19 protein-coding genes are annotated in these 21,611 nt (G+C 68.8%); 6 read left to right on the plus strand and 13 right to left on the minus strand.

Annotated features, from left to right (window positions below):
• Nucleotides 1-5 precede the first annotated feature (5 nt).
• Complete coding sequence (gene recQ / locus FVA74_RS02035; protein ID WP_147720134.1) at nt 6-1,826, plus strand: DNA helicase RecQ; 1,821 nt, start codon at nt 6-8, stop codon at nt 1,824-1,826.
• 11 nt (nt 1,827-1,837) lie between these two features.
• Nucleotides 1,838-3,271, plus strand: coding sequence for a serine hydrolase (locus tag FVA74_RS02040; RefSeq protein WP_168220018.1), 1,434 nt, complete (start codon nt 1,838-1,840; stop codon nt 3,269-3,271).
• A gap of 8 nt (nt 3,272-3,279) precedes the next feature.
• On the opposite strand, the gene FVA74_RS13505 is transcribed toward FVA74_RS02040, so the two are convergent.
• Together FVA74_RS13505 and FVA74_RS02050 are read right to left on the minus strand one after the other, a co-directional pair.
• Nucleotides 3,280-4,092: a hypothetical protein gene (locus FVA74_RS13505; protein ID WP_168220019.1), complete on the minus strand. Its 813-nt coding sequence runs from the start codon at nt 4,090-4,092 to the stop codon at nt 3,280-3,282.
• A 606-nt stretch (nt 4,093-4,698) separates the two neighbouring features.
• Nucleotides 4,699-5,604 carry a right-handed parallel beta-helix repeat-containing protein gene (locus FVA74_RS02050; protein WP_147720136.1) on the minus strand — a complete coding sequence of 302 codons (906 nt, stop codon included), beginning with the start codon at nt 5,602-5,604 and terminating at the stop codon, nt 4,699-4,701.
• A 103-nt stretch (nt 5,605-5,707) separates the two neighbouring features.
• Here FVA74_RS02050 and FVA74_RS02055 point away from each other — a divergent pair, with 103 nt between their 5' ends.
• Nucleotides 5,708-6,811 carry a glycosyltransferase family 2 protein gene (locus tag FVA74_RS02055; RefSeq protein ID WP_240792275.1) on the plus strand — a complete coding sequence of 368 codons (1,104 nt, stop codon included), beginning with the start codon at nt 5,708-5,710 and terminating at the stop codon, nt 6,809-6,811.
• Between the two features lie 13 nt (nt 6,812-6,824).
• Here FVA74_RS02055 and FVA74_RS02060 read toward each other — a convergent pair whose 3' ends face one another.
• From FVA74_RS02060 to FVA74_RS02085, 6 genes are read right to left on the minus strand one after another with little or no spacing between them, the layout of a single operon-like run.
• Nucleotides 6,825-7,307: an adenylyltransferase/cytidyltransferase family protein gene (locus FVA74_RS02060; protein ID WP_147720137.1), complete on the minus strand. Its 483-nt coding sequence runs from the start codon at nt 7,305-7,307 to the stop codon at nt 6,825-6,827.
• Nucleotides 7,308-7,309: 2 nt separating this feature from the next.
• Nucleotides 7,310-7,873, minus strand: coding sequence for a DapH/DapD/GlmU-related protein (locus FVA74_RS02065; protein WP_240792276.1), 564 nt, complete (start codon nt 7,871-7,873; stop codon nt 7,310-7,312).
• Nucleotides 7,863-9,731, minus strand: coding sequence for a glycosyltransferase family 2 protein (locus FVA74_RS02070; protein ID WP_168220020.1), 1,869 nt, complete (start codon nt 9,729-9,731; stop codon nt 7,863-7,865). Before FVA74_RS02070 ends, FVA74_RS02065 begins: the two co-directional genes overlap by 11 nt.
• Nucleotides 9,728-11,212: a lipopolysaccharide biosynthesis protein gene (locus tag FVA74_RS02075; RefSeq protein ID WP_147720139.1), complete on the minus strand. Its 1,485-nt coding sequence runs from the start codon at nt 11,210-11,212 to the stop codon at nt 9,728-9,730. The genes FVA74_RS02070 and FVA74_RS02075 overlap by 4 nt, the downstream gene beginning before the upstream one ends.
• Nucleotides 11,209-12,423, minus strand: a complete 1,215-nt coding sequence (locus FVA74_RS02080) for a Coenzyme F420 hydrogenase/dehydrogenase, beta subunit C-terminal domain (protein WP_147720140.1) — start codon at nt 12,421-12,423, stop codon at nt 11,209-11,211. The genes FVA74_RS02075 and FVA74_RS02080 overlap by 4 nt, the downstream gene beginning before the upstream one ends.
• Entirely contained in the window at nt 12,420-13,490 is a 1,071-nt protein-coding gene (locus FVA74_RS02085) for a polysaccharide pyruvyl transferase family protein (protein WP_147720141.1), read from the minus strand. The genes FVA74_RS02080 and FVA74_RS02085 overlap by 4 nt, the downstream gene beginning before the upstream one ends.
• An 84-nt stretch (nt 13,491-13,574) precedes the next feature.
• Between FVA74_RS02085 and FVA74_RS02090 the strand changes: the two genes are divergently transcribed.
• Nucleotides 13,575-14,315, plus strand: a complete 741-nt coding sequence (locus FVA74_RS02090) for a CDP-alcohol phosphatidyltransferase family protein (RefSeq protein ID WP_147720142.1) — start codon at nt 13,575-13,577, stop codon at nt 14,313-14,315.
• A gap of 33 nt (nt 14,316-14,348) precedes the next feature.
• Nucleotides 14,349-14,990: a DUF4352 domain-containing protein gene (locus FVA74_RS02095; RefSeq protein ID WP_147720143.1), complete on the plus strand. Its 642-nt coding sequence runs from the start codon at nt 14,349-14,351 to the stop codon at nt 14,988-14,990.
• On the opposite strand, the gene FVA74_RS02100 is transcribed toward FVA74_RS02095, so the two are convergent.
• Genes FVA74_RS02100 through FVA74_RS02110 form a run of 3 tightly spaced genes read right to left on the minus strand, consistent with a single transcriptional unit; the run spans nt 14,947 to nt 18,391 of the window.
• Nucleotides 14,947-16,269, minus strand: coding sequence for a YveK family protein (locus FVA74_RS02100; RefSeq protein ID WP_147720144.1), 1,323 nt, complete (start codon nt 16,267-16,269; stop codon nt 14,947-14,949). The genes FVA74_RS02095 and FVA74_RS02100 overlap by 44 nt on opposite strands.
• The gene (locus FVA74_RS02105; RefSeq protein ID WP_147720145.1) at nt 16,266-17,498 is read right to left on the minus strand and encodes a hypothetical protein; all 1,233 of its coding nucleotides are present in this window, start codon (nt 17,496-17,498) and stop codon (nt 16,266-16,268) included. Before FVA74_RS02105 ends, FVA74_RS02100 begins: the two co-directional genes overlap by 4 nt.
• The gene (locus FVA74_RS02110; RefSeq protein ID WP_147720146.1) at nt 17,495-18,391 is read right to left on the minus strand and encodes a hypothetical protein; all 897 of its coding nucleotides are present in this window, start codon (nt 18,389-18,391) and stop codon (nt 17,495-17,497) included. The genes FVA74_RS02105 and FVA74_RS02110 overlap by 4 nt, the downstream gene beginning before the upstream one ends.
• 65 nt (nt 18,392-18,456) lie before the next feature.
• Between FVA74_RS02110 and FVA74_RS02115 the strand changes: the two genes are divergently transcribed.
• Nucleotides 18,457-19,485 carry a glycosyltransferase gene (locus tag FVA74_RS02115; RefSeq protein ID WP_147720147.1) on the plus strand — a complete coding sequence of 343 codons (1,029 nt, stop codon included), beginning with the start codon at nt 18,457-18,459 and terminating at the stop codon, nt 19,483-19,485.
• On the opposite strand, the gene FVA74_RS02120 is transcribed toward FVA74_RS02115, so the two are convergent.
• The gene (locus FVA74_RS02120; RefSeq protein ID WP_240792277.1) at nt 19,464-20,384 is read right to left on the minus strand and encodes a glycosyltransferase family 2 protein; all 921 of its coding nucleotides are present in this window, start codon (nt 20,382-20,384) and stop codon (nt 19,464-19,466) included. The two genes, FVA74_RS02115 and FVA74_RS02120, sit on opposite strands and share 22 nt — an antisense overlap.
• Nucleotides 20,381-21,610, minus strand: a complete 1,230-nt coding sequence (locus FVA74_RS02125; protein WP_147723018.1) for a glycosyltransferase family 4 protein — start codon at nt 21,608-21,610, stop codon at nt 20,381-20,383. Before FVA74_RS02125 ends, FVA74_RS02120 begins: the two co-directional genes overlap by 4 nt.
• Between the last annotated feature and the right edge of the window lies 1 nt (nt 21,611).

Below are 21,611 nucleotides of genomic sequence, written 5' to 3' on the forward strand. Positions count from 1 at the left end.
AACGCATGACCCAGGTGAGTTCACCCGACGCCGCCCTCGAGGTGCTTGGCCGTGTCTTCGGCTACGAGTCGTTCCGCGGCGACCAGGCGGAGATCATCCGTCACGTCGTCGACGGCGGCGATGCCCTCGTGCTCATGCCGACGGGAGGCGGCAAGTCCCTCTGCTACCAGGTGCCCGCGCTCGTCCGTGAGGGCACAGGGGTTGTCATCTCGCCGCTCATCGCGCTCATGCAGGACCAGGTGGATGCCCTCGCAGCCAACGGGGTGCGGGCCGAGTTCCTCAATTCGACGCAGAGCCTCGACGAGCGCCGCCGGGTCGAAGCTGCCTTCGTCGCGGGCGAGGTCGACCTCCTCTATCTTGCGCCCGAACGGCTCGCGCTCGAGTCGACCGTCGCTCTCTTCGATCGCGCTCCGATCGCGCTCTTCGCAATCGACGAGGCGCACTGTGTCGCGCAGTGGGGGCACGACTTCCGCCCTGACTACCTGCGGCTGTCGATGCTGCACGAGCGCTGGCCGAACATCCCCCGCATCGCCCTCACGGCAACGGCGACACGGCAGACCCACGCCGAGATCGCCCACCGCCTGCAGCTGGACGACGCCCGGCACTTCGTGGCGAGCTTCGACCGCCCCAACATCCAGTACCGCATCGTGCCCAAGGAGCAGCCCGCCAAGCAGCTGCTCGACCTGATTCGTAGCGAGCATCCGGATGCCGCGGGCATCGTCTACTGCCTTTCGCGCGCCTCGGTCGAGAAGACCGCTGAGCTGCTCGTCGCCAACGGCATCCCCGCGCTGCCGTACCACGCCGGCCTCCCGGCGGAGGTGCGGGCCGCGAACCAGGCGCGCTTCCTGCGCGAGGACGGCCTCGTCATGGTTGCCACGATCGCCTTCGGCATGGGCATCGACAAGCCGGACGTGCGTTTCGTCGCCCATCTCGACCTGCCCAAGTCGGTTGAGGGCTACTACCAGGAGACCGGCCGTGCGGGTCGCGACGGACTGCCCTCGACCGCCTGGCTCGCCTATGGCCTGCAGGATGTCGTGCAGCAGCGGCGGATGATCGACCAATCAGAGGGCGACCTCGCGCACCGCCGTCGCCTGAGCGCCCACCTCGACGCCATGCTGGCCCTCTGCGAGACGGTCGAGTGTCGACGGATGCAACTGCTCGCCTACTTCGGACAGCCGAGCGAGCCCTGCGGCAACTGCGACACCTGCATCACGCCGCCGGAGTCGTGGGACGGCACGATTCCAGCCCAAAAGCTCCTCTCGACTATCGTGCGCCTGCAGCGCGAACGCAACCAGACCTTCGGCGCCGGCCAGATCATCGACATCCTCCGCGGCAAGGAGACCCCGCGCACCCGGCAGCACGGCCATGAACAGCTCGCCACCTGGGGCATCGGGGCTGACCTCAGTGACCAGCAGTGGCGCGGTGTCGTTCGGCAGCTGCTCGCCCAGGGCCTGCTCGCGACGCAGGGCGACTACGGCATCCTGGCGCTGACGGATGCTTCGGCCTCCGTGCTCTCTGGCACCCGCCCCGTCTCCCTCCGCACCGAGCCGGAACGAGCCGCTCGGCGGGCACCCAAGACTCGCGCCGTTCTGGCGGACCTCGAGCCCATTCAGCTGGAGCTCTTCGAGGCGCTGCGCGCGTGGCGTGCGGCGACAGCGAAAGAGCAGGGCGTGCCCGCGTATGTCGTCTTCGGAGACGCAACGCTGCGAGCGATCGCCACGGCTCGACCCGAAACGCTCGCCGGTCTCTCCAGGCTGAGCGGAGTCGGGCAGAAGAAACTCGACACCTACGGCGAACAGGTGCTCGCCGTCGTCGCGGCAGCATGAAGGGAACGACCATGAACGGCATCACTCCCGAGGCGCTCGCCGAGGTCGACCGCGTATTCACGCGCCAGCAGGCAGGCGGTGCCTCGCCGAGCGCAGCCTGGGGCGTCTTCGACCGCGGTGGGCTCGTGCACAGCGGCTCGGCCGGTGCGCTGCGGAGCGGCGCGACGCCCGGCCCTGACACCGCCTACCGCATCGCCTCCTGCACCAAGAGCTTCACCGCAGCTGCCCTGCTCGCGCTGCGTGACGAGGGCCAGCTCGGGCTCGATGACCCCATCAGCGCGCACGTTCCCGAGTTCGCGGATGTCGTGCTCCCCAGCGCAGACTCGCCCGCCATCACGCTTCGCATGCTGCTGACCATGTCGGGCGGGCTGCCGACCGACGACCCCTGGGGCGACCGCCAGGAGTCCATGACGAGGGAGGAGCTGAACGCGCTGCTCGCCGCCGGACTCTCCTTCGATACGATTCCCGGCACGACCTTCAGCTACTCCAACCTCGGCTACGCCCTCCTCGGCCGCGCCATCGAAACCGTGTCTGGCAGTGGCTACCGCGCCTTCGTGCGCGAGCGATTCATCGAGCCGCTCGAACTCCACCGCACCGCCTTCGAGTTCGACCGCTACACGGGCGACGAGGCAGCCCAGGGCGCACGTCACCTCGACGGCACATGGGATTACGTGCCCTTCTCGGGCCCAGGCGCCTTCTCGCCTATCGGCGGGCTGTTCAGCACGGTCAACGACCTCGCCCGGTGGGCGGGATGGCTCGCGGATGCCTTCGACCCGGCGGGCAGCGACGAGCGCGTGCTCAGTCGGGCCAGTCGGCGTGAGATGCAGCAGGGGCAGCGCATCGTGCCGGGCCGCTCCGCGCATCCGATGGGCTACGGGCTGGGGCTCTTCGTCGAGCACTACGAAAGCCAAGGCCCCGTCGCATCGCATTCGGGCGGGTACCCCGGATGCTCGGCCCACATGCGCTGGTCGACCGAACTGGGGCTCGGCGTCGTGGCCTTCGAGAACGCGACCTTCTCACGCGTGCCGCTCGCGACGACGCGGGCGTTCGACCTGCTCCTCGAGCGCACGCGCCCCTCCCGCACCGGGTTCCTGCTCGAGCAGCTGTGGCCCGAGACGCGCGAGGCGCAGGCCGCCGTCACCGCGCTCCTCGCCGACTGGAGCGACGATGCGGCGCGCCAGCTCTTCACGCCCAACGTCGAACTCGACATGCCCTATCCGCAGCGCCGGGACGCCCTCGCGGCTGCACTTCGTGCCGTCGGCGGTCTCACCGGCGCGCCGGCGCGCGACGAGGCATCCGTCGCCCCGTCCCAACTGTCGTGGTCGATGCCGGGCCACACGGGGGCCGTCAGGGCCCACATCCAGCTGACCCCTGAGCGGCCGCCGCGCGTGCAGAGCCTGCGCGTCGAGACGATCGCGCCCGCCGCGGGGCCCATGCTGCGCTGAGTCGTCTCCTACTGGGCTCGACGGTTGAGCGTGAGAGCGCCCTCGAGACTGGAATTGGCGACGTTCACGAGCATCGTCGTCGGCGGCACGAGCATGTTGCAGTTGAAGCGCGACTTGCCGAAGACGTTGCGCTCGATCGTGAGGCCCGCGATGGCGCCCTTGCCCTTCTCGGCAACGTTGATGGAGCATCCGCCACCGGAAATGTGGTTGCCCTTGATCGTGACGTTGCCGACGCGACCACGGTCCTGCGTGATCTGCACGGCGGCGTTGTAAGCGCCGCTCAGCGTGCTGCCCTCGATTCGGATGTTACGGCCCGTTTGGATTTGCACGTTGTCATCGTGGCTCGGCCCTCCGCCGTGGCCCGGGTCGTTCGCGTAGTGCAGGTTGTTGTGCAGGTGGGAGTTGGTGATCGTCACGTTGTCGCCGAATATGTGGACGGAGTCGATTACGTCACGGATGTCGACTCGGGTGAGCGAGAAGCCGAAACCATAGACGCCGTTGGTGCGAATGGTCTTGTGGGTCGGGGCAAGCTGGCTATCGATCACCCGCAGCCCCGAAGAGGTGCCGCTGCCGGCGTAGAGGAGGATCGAGGTGCTGTCGGATGCGCGGCCCCGGATGATCGTGTTCTTGATCGTGACGTTGGGGGCCTCGACGCGCACGAAGCCTCGGATATCCAGCCCGTCGATCACCGCACCCGCCGTCGTGATGGTGAGGTCACCCGAGTGCACCTTGAGCTGGGTGCCCGCGGGCACCCCGACAGAGCGTGCGCCGACGCTGCCAGCTGCGCTGGGCGTCCCTGCAGGGCTGGCGGGCTTCGCCACTGGGGTGGCGGTATTCGGCTCCGCGGGGGCAGACTCCGCTGGGGCAGGCTGTGGAGCGGGAGGCACCGCAGGGGAGGGAGCTGGCGCGGGTGCAGGTGCAGGTGCAGGTGCAGGTGCAGGTGCGGGCGTGGTCACGGGTGCGGGAGACGGGGTGGTGTCGCCGTTGTCAGGGCGCACCGGCGCCGGACGCGGAGCCGGATCACGGTCGGGATCCGTCGTGGGACCCTTCGCCGCGTCAGGTGCGGTGTCCCCGGCGGTCTCGGGTTCCGCGTCGGCCACGGCTTCGGCAGACGGGGCAGCCGGAGTCGTGCTGACTTCGCTCGTCAGCATGGATGTGCCTAACGTGGCGCCTGTCGACAGGAGCGCGCAGCTCAGCACGAGGGTGAGTATGGCGCGCCAACGGGCGCGAGTGGATGGGGCCATGGCGTGAGCTCTCCGTCGGGTTCGCGGGGCGGTCGGGTGTGTGGTGCCGTGGTCGCCGAGCGATCGGGGTGCTCGAGCGCGACGTACGATACGGAGGAAACCTGAGAACCCCCCGAAAGGGGGGTCTGTGTGAGCGAGAAAAGGGCCGCCCGAGTCGGGCGGTCCTTTCGCTGCTGCGCGGGCTTACTGCTGGCGGCGGTCGACGCGCAGCGTGGAGCCGTCGGCCTTCACGTTGTTCTTCTGGTAGACGTCGGTCGTCGGCGGAATCAGCATGGAGCAGCCGAAACGCGAGTCGCCGAAGATGTTGTTGGCGATCTTGAGCCCCTTGACGGCACCCTTCTTCTTCTCTGCAACATTGACGGTGCAGCCGCCGCCGCTGACGACGTTGTTGCTGAGGCGCACGTCGGAGACGATGCCCTGATCCTGCGTGACCATCAGGGCGGCGTTGTACGAGCCGCTGATGCTGTTGTTCACGATCTGGATGTTCTTGCCCTTCTGGAGCTGGATGCTGTCATCGTGACTGTGACCGTTCCAGCCGGGATCGTTCGCGTAGTGCAGGTTGTCGTGCAGGTACGAGTTCGCGATGGTCACGTTGTCGCCGAAGATGTGCACGGAGTCGATCACATTGCTGATGTCGACGCGGTCGAGCGTGAAGCCGTAGCCGTAGACGCCGTTGATGTGGGGCGTGGGGGTGCTCGGCTTCAGGTCGACGTTGCGCACCACGAGGCCATTGGAGGCGTCGGTGCCCGCATGGATCAGGATCGCCATCTCCTTGCGGTCGGTGCCGCGGATGATCGAGTTCTTGATGGTCACGTTGGCTGCGTCGACGCGAACGAATCCGCGGATGTCGAGACCGTCGATGACGGCACCAGGTGTCTTGATGACGAGGTCACCGTAGTGGACCTTGAGCTTAGTGCCGGCGGGGACGCCGGTGTTGTCGGCGTTGGGCGTGGTTGTGGGGCCGATGGTCGCGGCGGATGCGGCGGGCGCCGCGCCGGTGGCCATGGTGGCGCCCGTGACCGCGATGAGGGTGGCGAGGACGATGTTGAGTCCCCGCTTGGGGGTGTGGCGGGGCGTGGTTCTAGACAAGGAAGTGCCGTTTCCGCTTGAGGAAGGAATGAAGGGGAAGTGCGTCGGGAGAACGCTGCAGGTCTACATGCGCTGAACGCGAACGTAAGAATACGGACCTTTTATGAGTGCTCACTCCGAGGCATCCGCATCCGCATCCGCACCAGTCAAGGGGACGAGGGACGAAACATCCGTCTACTCCTTGGCGGGTGGCCATGCGGCGCGGCAGAATCAGCGGATGGTCCTCCGCGTCAGCGTTGCACTCTGCACCCACAACGGCGCTGCCTTCGTTCGCGCCCAGGTGGCGAGCATCCTGGCACAGACAGTGCCTGTAGCCGAGATCGTGCTCTCCGACGATGCGTCGAGCGACGACACTGTGCGCATCGTCACGGAGGAGATAGAGCGCCATGAGGGGGATCGCCCCGCCCTGACGGTGCTGCGCAACAGCCCCGCGCTCGGAGTCGTGCGTAACTTCGAGCAGGCCCTGCGGCAGTGCACGGGCGACCTCGTCGCACTTTGCGACCAGGACGACGTGTGGCGGCTCGACCGGCTCGAGCATGTAGCGGCCGTCTTCGAGGAGCGGCCCGAGCTGCTCCTCGTGCACTCCGACGCGCGACTCGTGCGATCGGACGGCATCCCTTTCGGGGACGGCCTCGCAGCAACACAACGGATCAGTGCCCGCGAGCGTCGGGAACTGACGGCCGGTCAGAGCTTCGACACGCTCCTGCGCCGAAGCCTTGTGACCGGCGCCACGGTCGTGCTGCGGCGCACGCTACTCGACCGGGCGCTCCCCGTCGCGCCGGGCTGGGTGCACGACGAGTGGCTCGCGATCGTTGCCGCGGTCACGGGCGGCACCCACTTCGTCGAGGAACAGCTGCTGGACTACCGTCAGCACAGCGGCAACCAGATCGGCGTGCAGCAGCGCGGCCTCTCCGGCCGCCTCGCGCGCCTCATCACGCCGCGCGAGGCCCGGAACGCGCGCCTCGTCGAGCGCGCCGCAGTCCTGCAAGAGCGGCTACAGCGTCTCGCTACGGAGGGGCATGTATCTGACTCCGCTGCGAAGGCGGCGGCCGACAAGCTGGCACACGACCGCATCCGGCAGACGCTTCCCCGCACCAGGGTGCTCAGGTTGCTGCCGGTGATGGGCGAAGCGATGACGGGTCGTTACTCGCGATTCGGGCGAGGCGGGCAGGACATCGCACGCGACATCCTGCAGCAGGCACGCTAAGCCGGCGCGGGCGTTACTCGGCACCCTCCAGCTCGACCTTTGCCGCCGGCGACCGAGCGCCCTCGAGCAGATCGAGTGCTCGGCGGAGCCGCGTGCTCGAGGTGCCGCCCGTATAGGGAAAGTAGACCACCTCGACCCCGACGGCCCGGAACTGCTGCTCCAGGAGGATCCCGCGCTCTGTGCCCCTCCAGTCGTCGCCCTTGAAGAAGTGGGTGAATCCGACGGCCCGCCAGGTTTCGAGCTTGTCGGGCACCACCTCTGCGACGGCGTCATCGACATATCGCACGCTTCGCACGATCTCGAGACGCTCCGCGAGTGGCACGACGGGCCGCGCCCCCTTGCTCCGCTCAAGCATCTCGTCGGAGACGACGCCCGCGATGAGGAAGTCGCACTCAGATCGCGCCCGTCGCAGGATGTTGAGGTGCCCGATATGGAAGAGGTCGAAGGCGCCCGCTGCGTATCCCACGCGCAGGCCATCGGCGAAGGGTCGGTTCATCGTCACCACCACCACGGCTTGAGTCGGCTCACGGGCAGGCGATAGCGCAGGCCGCGCCGACGCGATCCGATCGGCTTGGCGGGCACGCCGCCGACCATGGTGAAGGCCTCCACGTCATGAGCCACGACGGCCCCCGCGGCGACGATCGCTCCTTCCCCGATCGTCACACCCGGCAAGACTGTGACGCGGGTGCTCAACCACGCCCGGTCGTGGATGACAACGGGGGCGCTCTCGTAGGCGAAGTCCTCGCTCTGCGGATCGTGTTGGCCCGTCCAGATATGCACGCCCGTCGAGAGGTTCACGTCGTTACCGATCGTGATTCCGGCACGCGCGTCGAGGATCGCACCGTTGCCGATAGAACTGCGCGCTCCCACTGTCAAGTGCGCTGCGCCGCGGATCTCGAAGCCGTGGTAGATCGTGGCATCCGGATGCACGGAGCCTCCCCATGCTCGGATGGCCGCAACCCGCAGGCGATGCGATGGCAGCTTGCCCGCGAGCACGAGCGATGACATCTCCGCATCGCGGCGGCGCAGCTGGAGGAGCCTCTTGATTCGTCTATTGGGCACGTCGGTCGATCCTCACTGTGCTGCCGTCGGTGGTGGTGTTGTCGGCTATATGTGCCTCGGTGCTGGGCGGGAGGAGCATTGTGCATCCGAGCCGCGAGGCGCCGAACGAGTTGCCTGTGATGTTGAGTCCCGCGATGGGGCCGCGACCCTTCTCGGCCACGTTGACCGTGCACCCGCCCCCAGAGACCCTGTTGTCGGAGAACGTCACGTGGGAGGTCACGCCCCGGTCCTGCGTGATCTGGAGCGCCGCGTTGTAAGCGCCGCTGATGGTGTTGCCGCGGATGACGATGTCGCTGCCTGACTGCACCTGCACGCTGTCGTCGTGACTGGGCCCGCCGTTCCACGCGGGGTCGTGGGTGAAGTGAAGGTTGTCGTGGAGCCAGGACTCCTCGATGAGCACGTTGTCGCCGAAGATGTGCACGGAGTCGACGACACGTTGGATCTCGACTCTGCGCAGGGTGAAGCCGTAGCCGTACACGCCGCCAACGATCGGGGAGGGGTGCGAGGCAACGAGCTCGCTGTCGTGCACGAGCAGTCCCTTGGCCGCCGGGCTGCCCGCGAAGAGGAGTATCGCGCTGCTTGCGGCCTCACGCCCGCGGATGATGGTGTTGCGGATGATGACATCCGGTGCCTCGACGCGGACGAAGCCGTGGATGTCGAGGGAGTCGATCACGGCGCCCGGGCTGGTGATGACGAGGTCTCCATCGAAGCGGCTGAGGGCGATCCCGGTCGGCACCCCCGTATTGCCCGGCCCCGGTGCTGCCGGAGCAGGCGCGGCCGGGGCAGGTGCGGGCGAGGGCGCCGAGGGGCTCGGAGCAACCCTCTCGGACGTAGGCTGCGGCGCCCCCCTGCTGTCGAGTGCCCTGGCGATTACGGGCGCAAGCGTCCCCGTCAGCACGAGGGTCGCAACCGCCACAAGCCACCCAGCTGAGACCCGGTCGCGGCTGTCTCTGCGCCCTGTGGCCCGCGCACCCCCTGATGCCAACAGTGCGCGAATCCCCGCGAGCGAGCCGCGAGCGCTGGCCCACACCGGGCGCCACGGGTTGTGGAGGAACTGTCTCTTGCCGCCGCGCAGCATCACGCGCCGCGCATAATCGGGACTGAGCAAGAGCCAGCGCAACGCATCGGCTTTGGAGAGATGGCTGGCAGCGAAGAGCAGGCGGTTGCGGCAGTTGTAGTAGTAATAGGTCGCCGACTTCGCCGTGCCCGCGGCCAGCTGGGTGCCCCCGATGCTGTGGGTGATGCGGATGTCGGGGCGCACGATGAGGTGTCCCCCAGCGGCGACGCAGCGCCAGGAGAGATCGACGTCTTCCCAGTAGAGGAAATACCGGTCATCGAAACCGCCCGTCGCCTGCCATAGCTGGTCGCTGAAGGCGAGGCAGGCACCGGTGAGCCACCCGCCCGGCTCCGAACTGTCGGTGCCGGGCGCCGTCGTGGTGCGGCCCCCGCGCACGAGCACGGTGCCACCCGCGAACCAGTGGCCGCCGTCCGTGCCCGTGATGGTGGGAGCCACGAGGGCCAAGGGATGCTGTCGGGCGTGCTCTGCGAGGGCTGCGAGCGCCGCGACATCCGCCCGCGCGTCGGGGTTGATGGCGATGAAGGCATCGCATCCGAGGTCGCGGGCCCGTGCGACGCCATGGTTGACGCCGGCGCCGAAGCCGACGTTCGGCCCACCCTCAAGGTGCCAACCGTGGATCCTCGCGAGGGCCGTGATGGCCCGCCGTTCCTCCGTGCTGCTGAAGTTGTCGACCACGATGAGCACGGCGTTGAGCCGGTCGAGGTCGAGCGTGCCGAAGTTCTCGTCGAGCAACGAGTGTGAGCCGAAGTTCACGACGATGATGCCAAGGCGAGCGTTCATGCTGTGCTCCTTGCCTTGGGAAGCATCCGGAAGATCGCGATGACCTCCACCAGGTCGCGTCGCACGCGCGGGATCAGCAGTGCACTCAGCGAGTAGACGCCGACCGCAGCGGCAGTGGCGGCGGCAAGCCCCGCCGCCACGCCGAGATCCTGCGTTCCCCAGACGGCGAAGCCCGCGGCGCTCGCCGACAGCGCCGCGAGGGCCAGCGAACGAAGTGCCGAGGCGAAGAGTCGGCGCGTGGGGATCACGGTGACCCGCGAGAGCCACCACAGCGAGATGGGCCAGGCGATGGCTGGAGCGAGCGCGAAGCCCGCCGCGACCCCGATGACGCCCCACTGCGAGCCGAGCACGATGCATGCGATGCGGATGCCCGTGCTCACGAGCGAGTAGCGCAGGAGCTCCCCCGTGAGAGCGCGTGACAGGTAGACCCAGTAGCCGACGTATGAGAGGGTCTGCAGGATGCCCGCGACGGCGAGGAGCCGGAGTACGGGAGCTGCCGCCATCCACGGCTCGCCAAGGAACACGAGTGTCAGTGGATCGGCCGCGCCGACGATAACGCTGAGGCCGGCGATGAGTGTCCATGAGAGGGCGAGCTGGCCCCGCAGGAGGAACTCGCCGAAGCGACCGTTGTCGTGCTCGAGCCGACTCAACACAGGGAGGGCGACGGTCGTCGAAGGCGTGCGCAGCTGGCTCAGCGGCACCATCAGGAGCTGGTAACCGCGGTTGTAGACGCCGAGATCCACGGCACCGAATCGCACGCCGATGATGACGGAGTCGAGGTTGTTGCCCACGTAGTTGATGAGTTGGGTTGCCGAGAGGTTCCAGCCGAAGCGAAGGAGCCCGCGCATGGGCGTCCCTCGGCGGGGGAGCCGCGGGACCCACCCGGCCATCGCGGCGAACAGTACGACGAAGGCGAGCGCCTGCACGATCTGCTGCGCCACGAGCGCCCAATAGCCCCAGCCAAGCATCGCGGTCACGATCGCCCCAGCCAGCGCCACCGTGGGAACCACCACCTCGATGATCGCGAGCGGGACAAAGCGCAGGCGCCGAACGAGGTCAGCGCGCCACTGGGCCGCCATCCCGTTGATCGCGAAGGTCACCGCGAGCACGCGCGTGATGGGCTCGAGCAGCGCTTGGTCGTAGAGGGCCGCGACGAGCGGTGCCGCAAGGAACACGACCCCGGTCAGTGCGACCCCGATGCCGGTGTTGACCCACCAGAGCGTGTCGCGTTGGGCCCTGCTGAGGTCGCGCGACTGGATCGCGGCGGAGGAGAGCCCGAAGTCTCGCAGGATCGAGCCGATTCCGATGACTGCTGCGACCATGGCGACGAGGCCGTAGTCGGCGGGCGCGAGCAGCCTCGCGAGCACCGCGACGGATGCCATCTGCACCAGAATGCGCAGGATCTGGCCGCTGACGGTGACGGTGGCTCCGCGGGCCGCCCTGCGGCCGAGCCCGGGCGACGCCGTGTCGCGGGCGGTCACGGGGTCACCCCGGTTTCGCGCGCCCTGCGGTAGGTTCCGCGCGCGGTCCGCACGGCCTGCATTGGCCGGTGCAGGGCGAGCCGGAGGAGGCCGAAGCCGCGATAGCGCGGCACGGTGCGGCCGGCGAGGCGAGCGCCGAGGAGCCGAGCGAAGAGGAGTTGGCGGCGACGTCGCTGGAGGGGCTGCACGGCGGCGAGCCGGTCGATGTGGAGGGGTGCCGCCACGATGACTCCCGCCGCGATCGCCCGCTCGACTACGTCGAGCCCGCGCGCGGTGCGAGCCACGAGCGCGCTGACCCCCTCGCTCTCGGTGAAGACGGGGTATCCACGGTCATCGGTGTGCCAGAAGTCAGCCGCGACGAGGTCAGCGCTCTCGCCCACCCCATCGGGGCACAGCTTGCAGCGCCACTGCGCGGTGGGGCCGAGGTGGGCGCCCCAGGAGTCGTCGTAGTCCGTGCTCACGGTGCGCCCGTCCGTAGCGATGGCGGTGAACCGACCCGGCCAGCCTCGACCTCGGTACCAGAGCTCCCGCAGGGGCGTGAGAGGCGGCATCCCGAGGAACTCGAGCAGCTTCTCGGTGGCATGCTGGCTCGGTGTGCCGGCGCAGAAGAACGAGATGAGCAGGGGAGCGTGCTGCCCGGGAGTCACGGAAGCCAGGGCGCGCAACGCCGCAACCTCGCACGGCTTACCCACGACCGCTGCGCCCGCATCCCGCACTGCCCCCACGCTCGCATTGGAGGTCGGCGCGTAGCGCGATCCCGCCGCCGCGAGCACCTCCTCCTTCGACTGGAGTGTCACGCTCACGGTGCGACGCGGCTCAACCGCGTCAGCGGACGCACCGATCACCTTCGCCGCCTCGCCCCGCTCGAGGAGCCAGGTCGTGATGGCCGTGATCGCTCCCCCACTGCTGCCGCGGCGGCGAACCTCCGCGTCGCTCGCGTGGACCGTCCAGACTCCGAGATGGGGGCCCATCGTCGGGTGGCGACGAGACCCCGACGGGCGGGCCGCCGCGACACCGACCCCGGGGCACAGCTTGCGGAACGCCGCGGCGTCGCCGCGCGAACCGCGCGTGCCGGCAACCCTGGTCGGTCGCGCGTAGCCGTACTCGTTGAGGTGCATCCGCAGGCCGTCATCAAGCAGGGTGCAGGCCCCGCATCCGGAGCAGTTGCCCGACGCGACGACGGCAGCCACGGCCCCATCCAAGGTCTTCATAGTGCCCTCCCAAGCGCGAGCTCGGCCTCGGCGAAGCTGGCCCTCGCGCGCTCAGCGACCGCGGAGGCGTTCGCCTCAAGGTCGACCTCGCGCATCAGGCGCACGACCGCGGAGGCCGGGTCCGGCTCCGTGCGGAGGTCGACCGTCGCATCCCACTGCAGGTCAGCGAGCAGGGGAGCGAACTTGCGCGAGTACGCGAGCGGGATCGCCGGCGTGCCGACCGACAGCGCATTGAGGCACGCGTGCATGCGCGACGCGACAACGAGCCGAGAGGATGCCACGACCCCGCGCACATCGTCGAGTCCCGACGGCACGACCACAGGCAGGCCCCACTCGGCGCCGAGCATCCGTGCCACCGGCACGTCGTTGTCGGCTGCGTCGGAGTCGAGCACATGGGCGAGGAGGCTGACCTCGCGACCCTCGGCGAGCATCCCTTCGATCAGGTCACGAACCTTCGTGCGGTAGGCGGCTGCATCGACGTGGGGGTTCTCCTCCCAGAGCAGGCCTGACACATTGAGGAGCACGTCTCGCTCGCCGGTGCGAGGGCGGCTCGGCAACGCGAAGACGACATCGCTGCTGCGGGCATCGACCGAGCGGCCATGCTGCCTCGCATAGTGTTCGCTCGCCGAGTCGCGGGCGATGACGGCTCGCGCGGTGCGGAGGGACTGGCAGCCGAGCATCCGCCCTCGCCTCGTCGTGAACGGGCCGATGGTCTGCGGCCCGAGTATGACTGGCGTGCCGGAGAGCCGAGTGCTTTCCGCGACGGCCGACATGATGCCCATGCGCCGGAGGCCGTAGCTGTCGGAGAAGCTGTCGCCCGCCCTCGTGTCGATGGCAAGGTCGAAACTCGCGAGCCAGCGCCGCATGCCCCTTCGGCCGGTGACCCACTCGCGTGCCATCGAGCCGAAGGTTCCGAGGGGGAACTCTGGCCGCCGCATCCCGAAGCTGAGGAAGGTCGTCTCTGCGCCAGGCCACACACGCTGGGCGAGTGCCGTCGTGCCTACTGCGAGTGCGCGCACGCCGAGGTTGCTCGACTTCTCGTCTGCCCAGAGCACAAGGATTCGCATGGCTCAGCCCTCCACTCGCGAGCGGGCCGGGCTTGCAAACCGCCTCTTGTGGAGGCGAGAGTGCATGCACGACACTGAGTCACCATGACCACGCGCGAGAGTTACTCGGATGCCCTCGGCCGGCTTCGTGCCGCGCAGAAGCCGGCCGCTCGGAGCGCCCCCGCCTACTCGCGCTACGTCAACCGGCGAATCGGGCGCGTGCTCGCCGCGGTATGCCATTCCCTTGGGCTCAGCCCCAACGCGATCACAGGCATCAGTGCCGTCTTCACTTTCGTCGGCATCGCGATCCTGGCCCTCGTGCCACCCGGCGTCGGCGTGGGAATCTGCGTCGCGCTCCTGCTCCTGCTGGGCTACGCCTTCGACTCCGCCGACGGCCAGGTGGCGAGGCTGCGAGGGGTCAGCAGCCCGGCGGGGGAATGGCTCGACCACGTCGTCGACGCCACGAAGGTCTCCGCGATGCCCCTCGCGCTCGCCGTGGGCTTCTACCGCTTCGACGCGGTTGAGCGCTGGTGGCTGCTCGTGCCGATCCTGTCGGCCGTCGTCTCTGCCGTCCTCTTCTTCGCGATGATCCTCACCGAGCAGCTGCGGCGCCAGCACGGTGCCGCCTCGCTCGCAACGGATGGGCCGGGGCGTCCGTCGTGGCTCCGCGCCGTGCTCGTGCTGCCCATGGACTACGGGGTGCTGTGCCTGTCGTTCCTGTTTCTCGGGGCAATGCCGGTGTTCCTCGCGTTGTACACCTTCATCGCGGCGGCGACCGCGCTGTTCCTGATTGCGGCCCTCGTCAAGTGGTTCCGAGAGATGACGACGCTCGGGCGCCCGGCATGATGCTGCTTCGCCCTCGACGCTGGGAGGTCCCACATGGCCGACACCAAGCCCGCAGAAGAGACGCGGCCGGATGGCGCGCGGCGCCGACTGCTCTTTGCGATAGCGGCTGCCGCAGCGATCGTGCTTGGGCTCGGCCTCGTTGCGCTGTATCTCGCCGTCGGTCAGGAGGAGGGCAGGGAGACCCCCGGGATGCAGACGCCGGGCGCGAGTAGCACCCCATCCGCCACCCCGAGTTCGACGCCCGTGGAACGGGATGCTGACGGCGGCACCCCTCCCGCGGACGACGCCGCGGAGGAAGTGCCCGTCGGTGAGCAGGTGGAGCTCGGTGCCGGTGTCACGGCGGAGGTCACGGATGTCGTCCCTTTCGCGGCGGAAGGACGCGGCGTCGGGGAGACGAGCGGTCCAGCCCTGCGCTTCGTGCTGGTCGTCACCAACGGCTCCGGCAATCCGATCTCGCTTGATGGCGCGAGCGTGAACCTTTACTACGGAGACGACACGACGCCGGCTTCGCCGCTGCTCAACGACGAGAGCGCTGACCCGCTCGGGGGCGAGCTCGCGCCGGCCGGGACCGCGCGCGGCACCTACATCTTTTCCGTCCCTGAGGACCAACACGATTCGTACCGCCTCGAGTTCAGCCACGCTGCAGGCTCTGGACGGGTGCTTTTCCGCCCTTAGCGCGCGGCGTCGACATCCTTGCGCGCAGACGAGCCGCGAGCCCCGCCCTCGAGTGGCCGTGTTCGCTGGTGCCGGCAGACGACATACGGGCCTCGTCGAGGATGATGCCCCGCGTCGGGAGACCTGCGGCTGAGAGTTGCTGGAGCGCTGCGTGCAGGTGCTCCGCCCTGACGGCTCCCGCATGCACGACCACGAGGGCGCCCGAGGCGAAAGCGCCGAGGATGGCGGCGTCGGCCGAGGCGGCGATCGACGGGGCCGACACGAGCACGGTGTCGACCTCCTCCTGTCGTTTCGAGAGCCCCGCTCGGAAGGACTCCAGCGCGGGCGCGTCGTCCGGGGTGTGCGCCTGCGTGCCCCGATGGCCGAGGTCGCCCACCATGGCTGCTGCAGGCAGGCCGATGGCCGTCAGGGTCGAAGCGAGCTCATCGGTGAGGCCCGACACCTCGGCTCGGCGTGCGGCCGGCGTGACGATGAGTGCCGCGCTCGGATCGCTTGCAAGCGAGTGACGCAACGCTGCGGCAAGGAGTCGGACTCCTTGGGATGCATGATCTGGGCGCCGCCGCGCGAGTGTGCCCAGCACGGGCGCATCCGTGAGGGCTGCGATGTCGGCAACCGTGCGTAGCCTGGTGTCGGCACGCAGCCTCACCATTGCCGCCAGCACGCCGGCCAGAAGGCCGAGAAGGAGACCAGCCGCAAGGTTCACCTGCAGGCGCGGACTCGAAGGTGAGCTTGGTGGCGACGCGGATGCGATGGTCGTCACCGTAAGGAGCGGGCCGAGCTCATCGTCTGCCGGCGAGTGGGCCACGGCGTAGCTCGAGAGGCTGCCAGCGACCGCGTTTGCGATGGATGCTGCGGCGCGCGGTGAGGTGTCGGTCGCCGCGATATGCAGCACTGAGGTGTTCGGTGGAGTCGTCACGGCGAGTCGCCCGGCGAGGGCCGCCGGGGAGATGGTGAGGCCGAGTTCCCTCACGACGGGCTGGAGGATCGTCGTCGAGGTGGCGAGCTCCGCGTACGACAGCATCTCGGAGCGGGTGTATGCGGCGCCCTGGTTGATGTCGGTCGCCGAGGAACTGTAGGCGAGTGAGAGTTGGAGGCTCGCCCTGGAAGTGTATTCGGGAGTGGCGGCCGATGTGAATGCCATGGCGGCGACGACTCCGAGCACCGCACCTGCGGCGACGAGCCAGGACTGCCGCAGCATCCTGCGCAGGGCGAAGCGGGGCTGTGGGGATCGAGCGGGCGGCGTGGCCGGGCGGTCAACCGCTGCAGGTGAGTGGGTCATGACGTACCTGATTTCGTGAGGCGGGAGGTGGGATGGAGGGAAGGTGCTGTGCGACGCAGGGATGGTTCGAATGCGGCGGCGGGAACCGCCCTGAGGAGTTGCTGGCCCGTCACGGCGGCGCCGACGACACACCAGAAGAGGATCGTGTACTGGGTGATGAACGCGACCGTCGCCAGCGCAGGAATCTGTGCGACCACCGCAACGGTGCCCGCGGAGGCTTCACCCCGCACGAGCAGCACGACCCCCGCGAAGAGCACGGCGCCGAGCAGCAGGAGCGGCACGAGTCCGTAGGTGAGGCCGGTCAGGATGATTGCGCTGTCGATCGACCTGAAGGTTCCGAAGTAGGCCTTGCCGTCGGGCGTGCGCTGGAAGGCCGGGGATTGCCCGATCAGTTGCATGTGGGGGAGGAGGGAGAACAACTCGCCCCGGTACGCGGCGCTGTTGTCTGCCTCGTCGCCCGCCGCCTCGAACACGCGGCCGATGAGGGGGAACGCGACGACGCCGACGACGGATGCGCCCGTCAGGAACGTGACTCGCTGGCGGCGCGTGCCCACCCCGCTCTGGAGGAGCACCGAGAAGAGCACGGCGACGATTGCGCACACCATGGCTGTGCGGCTGAAGGTCAGTGTGACGCCCGTCAATAGCGTGAGCGCGATGAGTGCCCGCTGCCAGCCGGGAAGCGGTGCGGAGAGCGCGAACGGAATCGCGAGTGAGAGCGCCCCGCCGAGGGCCAGCGAATGGCCGAACGCGCCTTCCACCCTAGAGACGCCGCCGCGTTCCTGCACGTCGCCCCAGGTCGAGTACAGGGGGTTGTCGGACTCCCACAGCACGAACACATTCGTGCCCGTCATGAACTCGACGATCGCGAGGAGCGCCACCGCGGCCACAGCCAGGGTGATGAGGAGGCTCACTGTTGGTGCCCTGAAGTGGGCCATGATGGCGCGCCCGGCAAGGTACCCGAGACACCATTGCGTGATCAGCACGACCCCGGCAGAAAGGCTCGCGTCGCCGATCACCACCGCGAACACGTAGGCGAGCACGACAAACGCGACCGCAAGGTCGACGAGTCCCGGCTCTATCTCGCGCAAGGGCAGCAGCACCGCGGCGACGGCGAGCGCGGCGATCGTCGCAGCTGACCATCCCACGCCGACCTCGACGCCGATCCAGTACGGCACGAAGCAGACGGCGATGAGCCAGACGACGAAAACAGGCAGCGCGAGGCGGCTCATTGGAGGCTCCTCATCTGCTCGCGGATGACGGGCCGCAGCGGGTCTGCGACGAGCCCGACGCGGTGATAGTCGACGGGCCCGTGGCACCCGTCGAGGGCGGTCTCGAACGTGAGCTGGTCACCTGCGAGATGTTCGGCAAGATGCACGAAGCTCGAGAAGTGGGGCCCGATGAGGTATCCGGATGCCGCGAGCAGATACAGGTCCACGATCGACGACAGCACGCCCTCCGTGGAGTTGTAGGGTCCCTTGTCGTGTTGTGCCACGCACCCCGGCACGGCCTCGAGCACGGCCGACTGGACATCGGGAGTGTCACAGGAGACGAAGAACAGTGCGTCTGGGTCGCTGCGCCGGATCTCGCGCAGGCGCGCAAGGAACCACTCGACGGGGGAGGCCTGCAGGGTCTTCGCGTGCGAAACCGAGTGTGCTCGGATCATGACGCCGATATAGGGCCGGCCGCGGAGCTGCTCGTCGAAGATCCGCTCGACCCGATCGGCGATCTGTGCCGTAGGTCGCAGGGCGCGAAAGCGCTCCTGCCATGACTCTGCTTCAGCGGGGAGCCGAATGGGGCTCCCCGTGCGAATCTGCCAGAGCGGCTGCCGCCGCGTCGCGTCGTCGAGCCACTCGAGCGTCTCGTCGACGTAGGGGAAGAGGGGGGCGATGCCGCGCGAGAAGGCGCGAGGCACGACAGGGGCGGAGAAATCCCAGAGCTCGGAGAAGCGGGGCCCGAAGAGCTTCCCCGTCGGCCACACGTAGGCGAAGGCTCGACCTTCGAGGCTGGCGAGGCTCTGCGCACCGAGCACGACGCGCACCCGGTTACCGAGCCCGGAGTCGTAGCCGTTGTAGGCGATGATGCCGGGCCGGAACATCCCGAGCAGCCTGCGAGGATCGTTCACAAGCGCGCCTCCCGCCGGTAATGTGAGGCCACTCGAGCCCGTGACGAAAGGCGGGAGGGCCCAGCATGGCAGGAACAGCACGCGCCGGGCGGCGCCTCATCGTGCTGCAGTCCGTGCGGGAGCTTCGCGACACCACCAACCCCTACCTGGTGCAACTCGTGCAAGCGCTGAAGCGCTCGGCTGACGTGCGCCTCTTCTCGTGGCCGCGCGCGATCCTCGGGCGCTGGGATGTGCTCCACGTGCACTGGCCCGAGCTTCTCTTCGTGCGTGAGAGCCGACTCCGCACCCTTGTCGGTGCTGCGCTCTGCCTCGCGCTCGAGCTGCGCCTCCGGCTCGGGCGTGGAGCGCTCGTGCGCACCGCGCACAATGTGCGGCCACATGAGGGCCGCGGCCGCCTCGTGGAGTTCATCCTCGCGCGACTCGACCGTGCCACCGATGTCTGGGTGCTGCTCAACGACACGACGCCGATTGCCGCCGCCGCCGAGCGGGTCGTGATCCCCCACGGCCACTACGCGGACTGGTATGCGAGCCGGGAACTCCCGACGCCGCGGGAAGGTCGACTCCTGTTCTTCGGGCTCATCCGTGCTTATAAGAACGTGCCGGCACTCGCCAGGTCGTTCACGACTGTGCCGGATGCCGCGGCGAGCCTCCACATCGTCGGCCGCCCCGATCCTGCCGCCCTTGCCGAGGAGCTCAGGTCCATCGCCGATGGCGACGAGCGCATCCAGCTCACCTTCGGATACGCGGACGACGACCAGCTCATACGAGAGTTCGGCGAGGCGAGCCTCGTGGCGCTGCCGTACCGAGACCTGCACAATTCGGGGGCCATGCTCCTTGCCCTCTCCTTGGGGCGCCCCGTGCTTGTGCCCGACAACCCGGCGACCGCGGCCATCGCGGAGGAGGTAGGCGAGGCGTGGGTGCGACGCTATCAAGGGGAACTCACGGGGGAGACACTCAGCGAGGCGCTCGCGGCAGGCACCCCCGCCGGCGCCCCAGACCTGTCGCGTCGATCGTGGCTGCTCCTGGGCGAGGCCCACGTTGCCGCCTATCGTCGTGCCCTCGCGAAGCGTGCTCATCGCCCGTACTCCGAGTAGACGTGCCCCCACGCTCCGGTCAGCATCCCGCCACCTCGCTGCAATCGTCGCAGTCCCTTCGCCTGCAGATGGCCCGTTCGGGTGAGGGCGCCGATGGCGCGAAGTCCTGCTCCTGAGATGACTCGGGCAAGCCCGCGCGAGCTCAGGTCCAGGCGGGTCAATGCGCGGTGCAGGGGCGTGCGTGCGAGCCGGATGCTCGTGCGGCTCCAGGAGTTGCCGCTGCGGAACGCCCGGCGCAGCACCCAGCTGCGTGTGAGTCGCGCTGCGGGCACAACGTCAACCACGATCGCCTCGTCGCACCAGAGCAGTTGGCCACCCCTCGCGACCAGCTGGCGCGTGAAGAGCGTGTCCGACCCTCCGGACAGGCCGAACTCGGGGTCGAAGCGGAGTGCCCCCACCTGGCGCAAATCGAGTAACAGGTTGTTGGTCGCCGCCACATCGACCGCGGTGCCCGTGGGGAGCCGTCGACGGTCGAAGAATCGCCCCGCGGCGACGAACGGCTCCGGCTCTCCATCGAAGCGAGAGATGACGGGCCCCACGACACCGGCTGGCCGGCGCTCGCGATAGAGGACCAGCATGCTCTCGAGCCAGCCGTCGAGCGGACGCTCATCATCATCGATGTAGACGAGCACGTCATCCCCGACGCTCGCGTCCAAGGCCCTGTTTCGGGCTGATGAGATCCCCGGCGTAGGTTCGTGGAGGTAGTGCACACTCCGGGGCGCGAATTGTTCGCAGAGTTCGCGGGCACCGGCGAGTGCATCGTTGTCGACGACGAGGACCTTCACATCATCGCGAGAGGCCTCTGCCTGCTCACACAGCTGCGGGAGGAGCTCCGCGAGGTCATCGGGGCGCCGGTAGGTGAGCACGGCGACCGTCACGAGGAGGGTGTTCGCAGTCACATCGCCCTCCCCTCGCTGAAGGCGGGCGAGGCGGGCGAGACGGGGGCCCGGCGGCCGTGCCGCGGCTGCATCGACAGCATCAGGTCGGCGATCGTCTGACGGTAGAGCGCGGGGTCGTGTCGGCGGTCGACAAGACCGACGTCGCGCCACGCCGCTTCGCGGAGCTGTGCCCAGTCCATGCTGACGGATTCCAGCGCGTCGGCGAGGGCAACCGGGTCGCCGGGTGTGACCGTGCGTGCGGCCGCGAAACCCGCCGTGGCCTCGAGAAGGCCGCTCGTGCCGCTCGCGATGACGGGACGCCCGCAGAGGAGCGCCTCGACGGCCGTGTTGCCGAAGGGCTCGTCGTGTCGCGAGGGCACCACGACGACGTCGCTCTCGGCGACGAGTGCCCATACGGAGGGGACGAAGCCGTGGAAGCGCACTGCGTCGTCAGCGCCCAGGCGTTCCGCCCGCTCGCGGAGTTCCTGCTCGTACCACTCGTAACCAGCGAAGACCGTCCCTATGACATCGAGCCGTGCCCGAACGCCTCTCGCGGCCAACTGCCCTACAGCATCCACGACCACATCGACGCCCTTCCGCGGCGAGAGCCTGCCCACATAGGCAATGCGGAGGATTCCGTCGAGTTGCTCCCGTGCTGGCATCCGCTCGACCGGGCCCGGCACCCCGTTGTGCACGAGGACGGCACGGCGAGCGATCGACCGGAAGGAGCGCCCGAGCACTGCGACGCTGAACCGGCTGTTCGCGATGACGTTCTCTGCGAGGAGCAGCGGTGCGGCGATGGCGGCGCGCACCACTGCGGGGGCGGATGCCTCGGCTTCGTGCACGTGGCAGAGCACGGGAATGCCCCGCAGTCGTGCAAGCACGATCCACAGGGGCACCGTCACCGTGCTGACGTAGACACGGTCGGGCTTCACGCGTGAGAGAAGGTGCCAACCGTCGACGATGCCACCGAAGGTGCAGGCAACGAGACGCAGGAAGCCGCGCGGACTCAGCGCGCTCTTGCGGAGCACGGGGCTGCGGCAGATCGTCGCGTCGGCGCCACGGTCGCGCAGCATGGCGGCGAGGGGCCCCGCCGATGACAGCGCGACCCATACGCGCGCACCCGCATCGGTCATCGCCTGCACGCTCTCGAGGAACATGCGGTCTGAACCATAGAGCTCCCCGCCCGGATGCGCCATGAGCACGACGCCGGGGTCAGCATCCCCGTGCCTGTGGCGACGTGTCATG

The organism is Salinibacterium sp. dk2585 (assembly GCF_008001035.1).
Classification (GTDB): Bacteria; Actinomycetota; Actinomycetes; order Actinomycetales; family Microbacteriaceae; genus Homoserinimonas.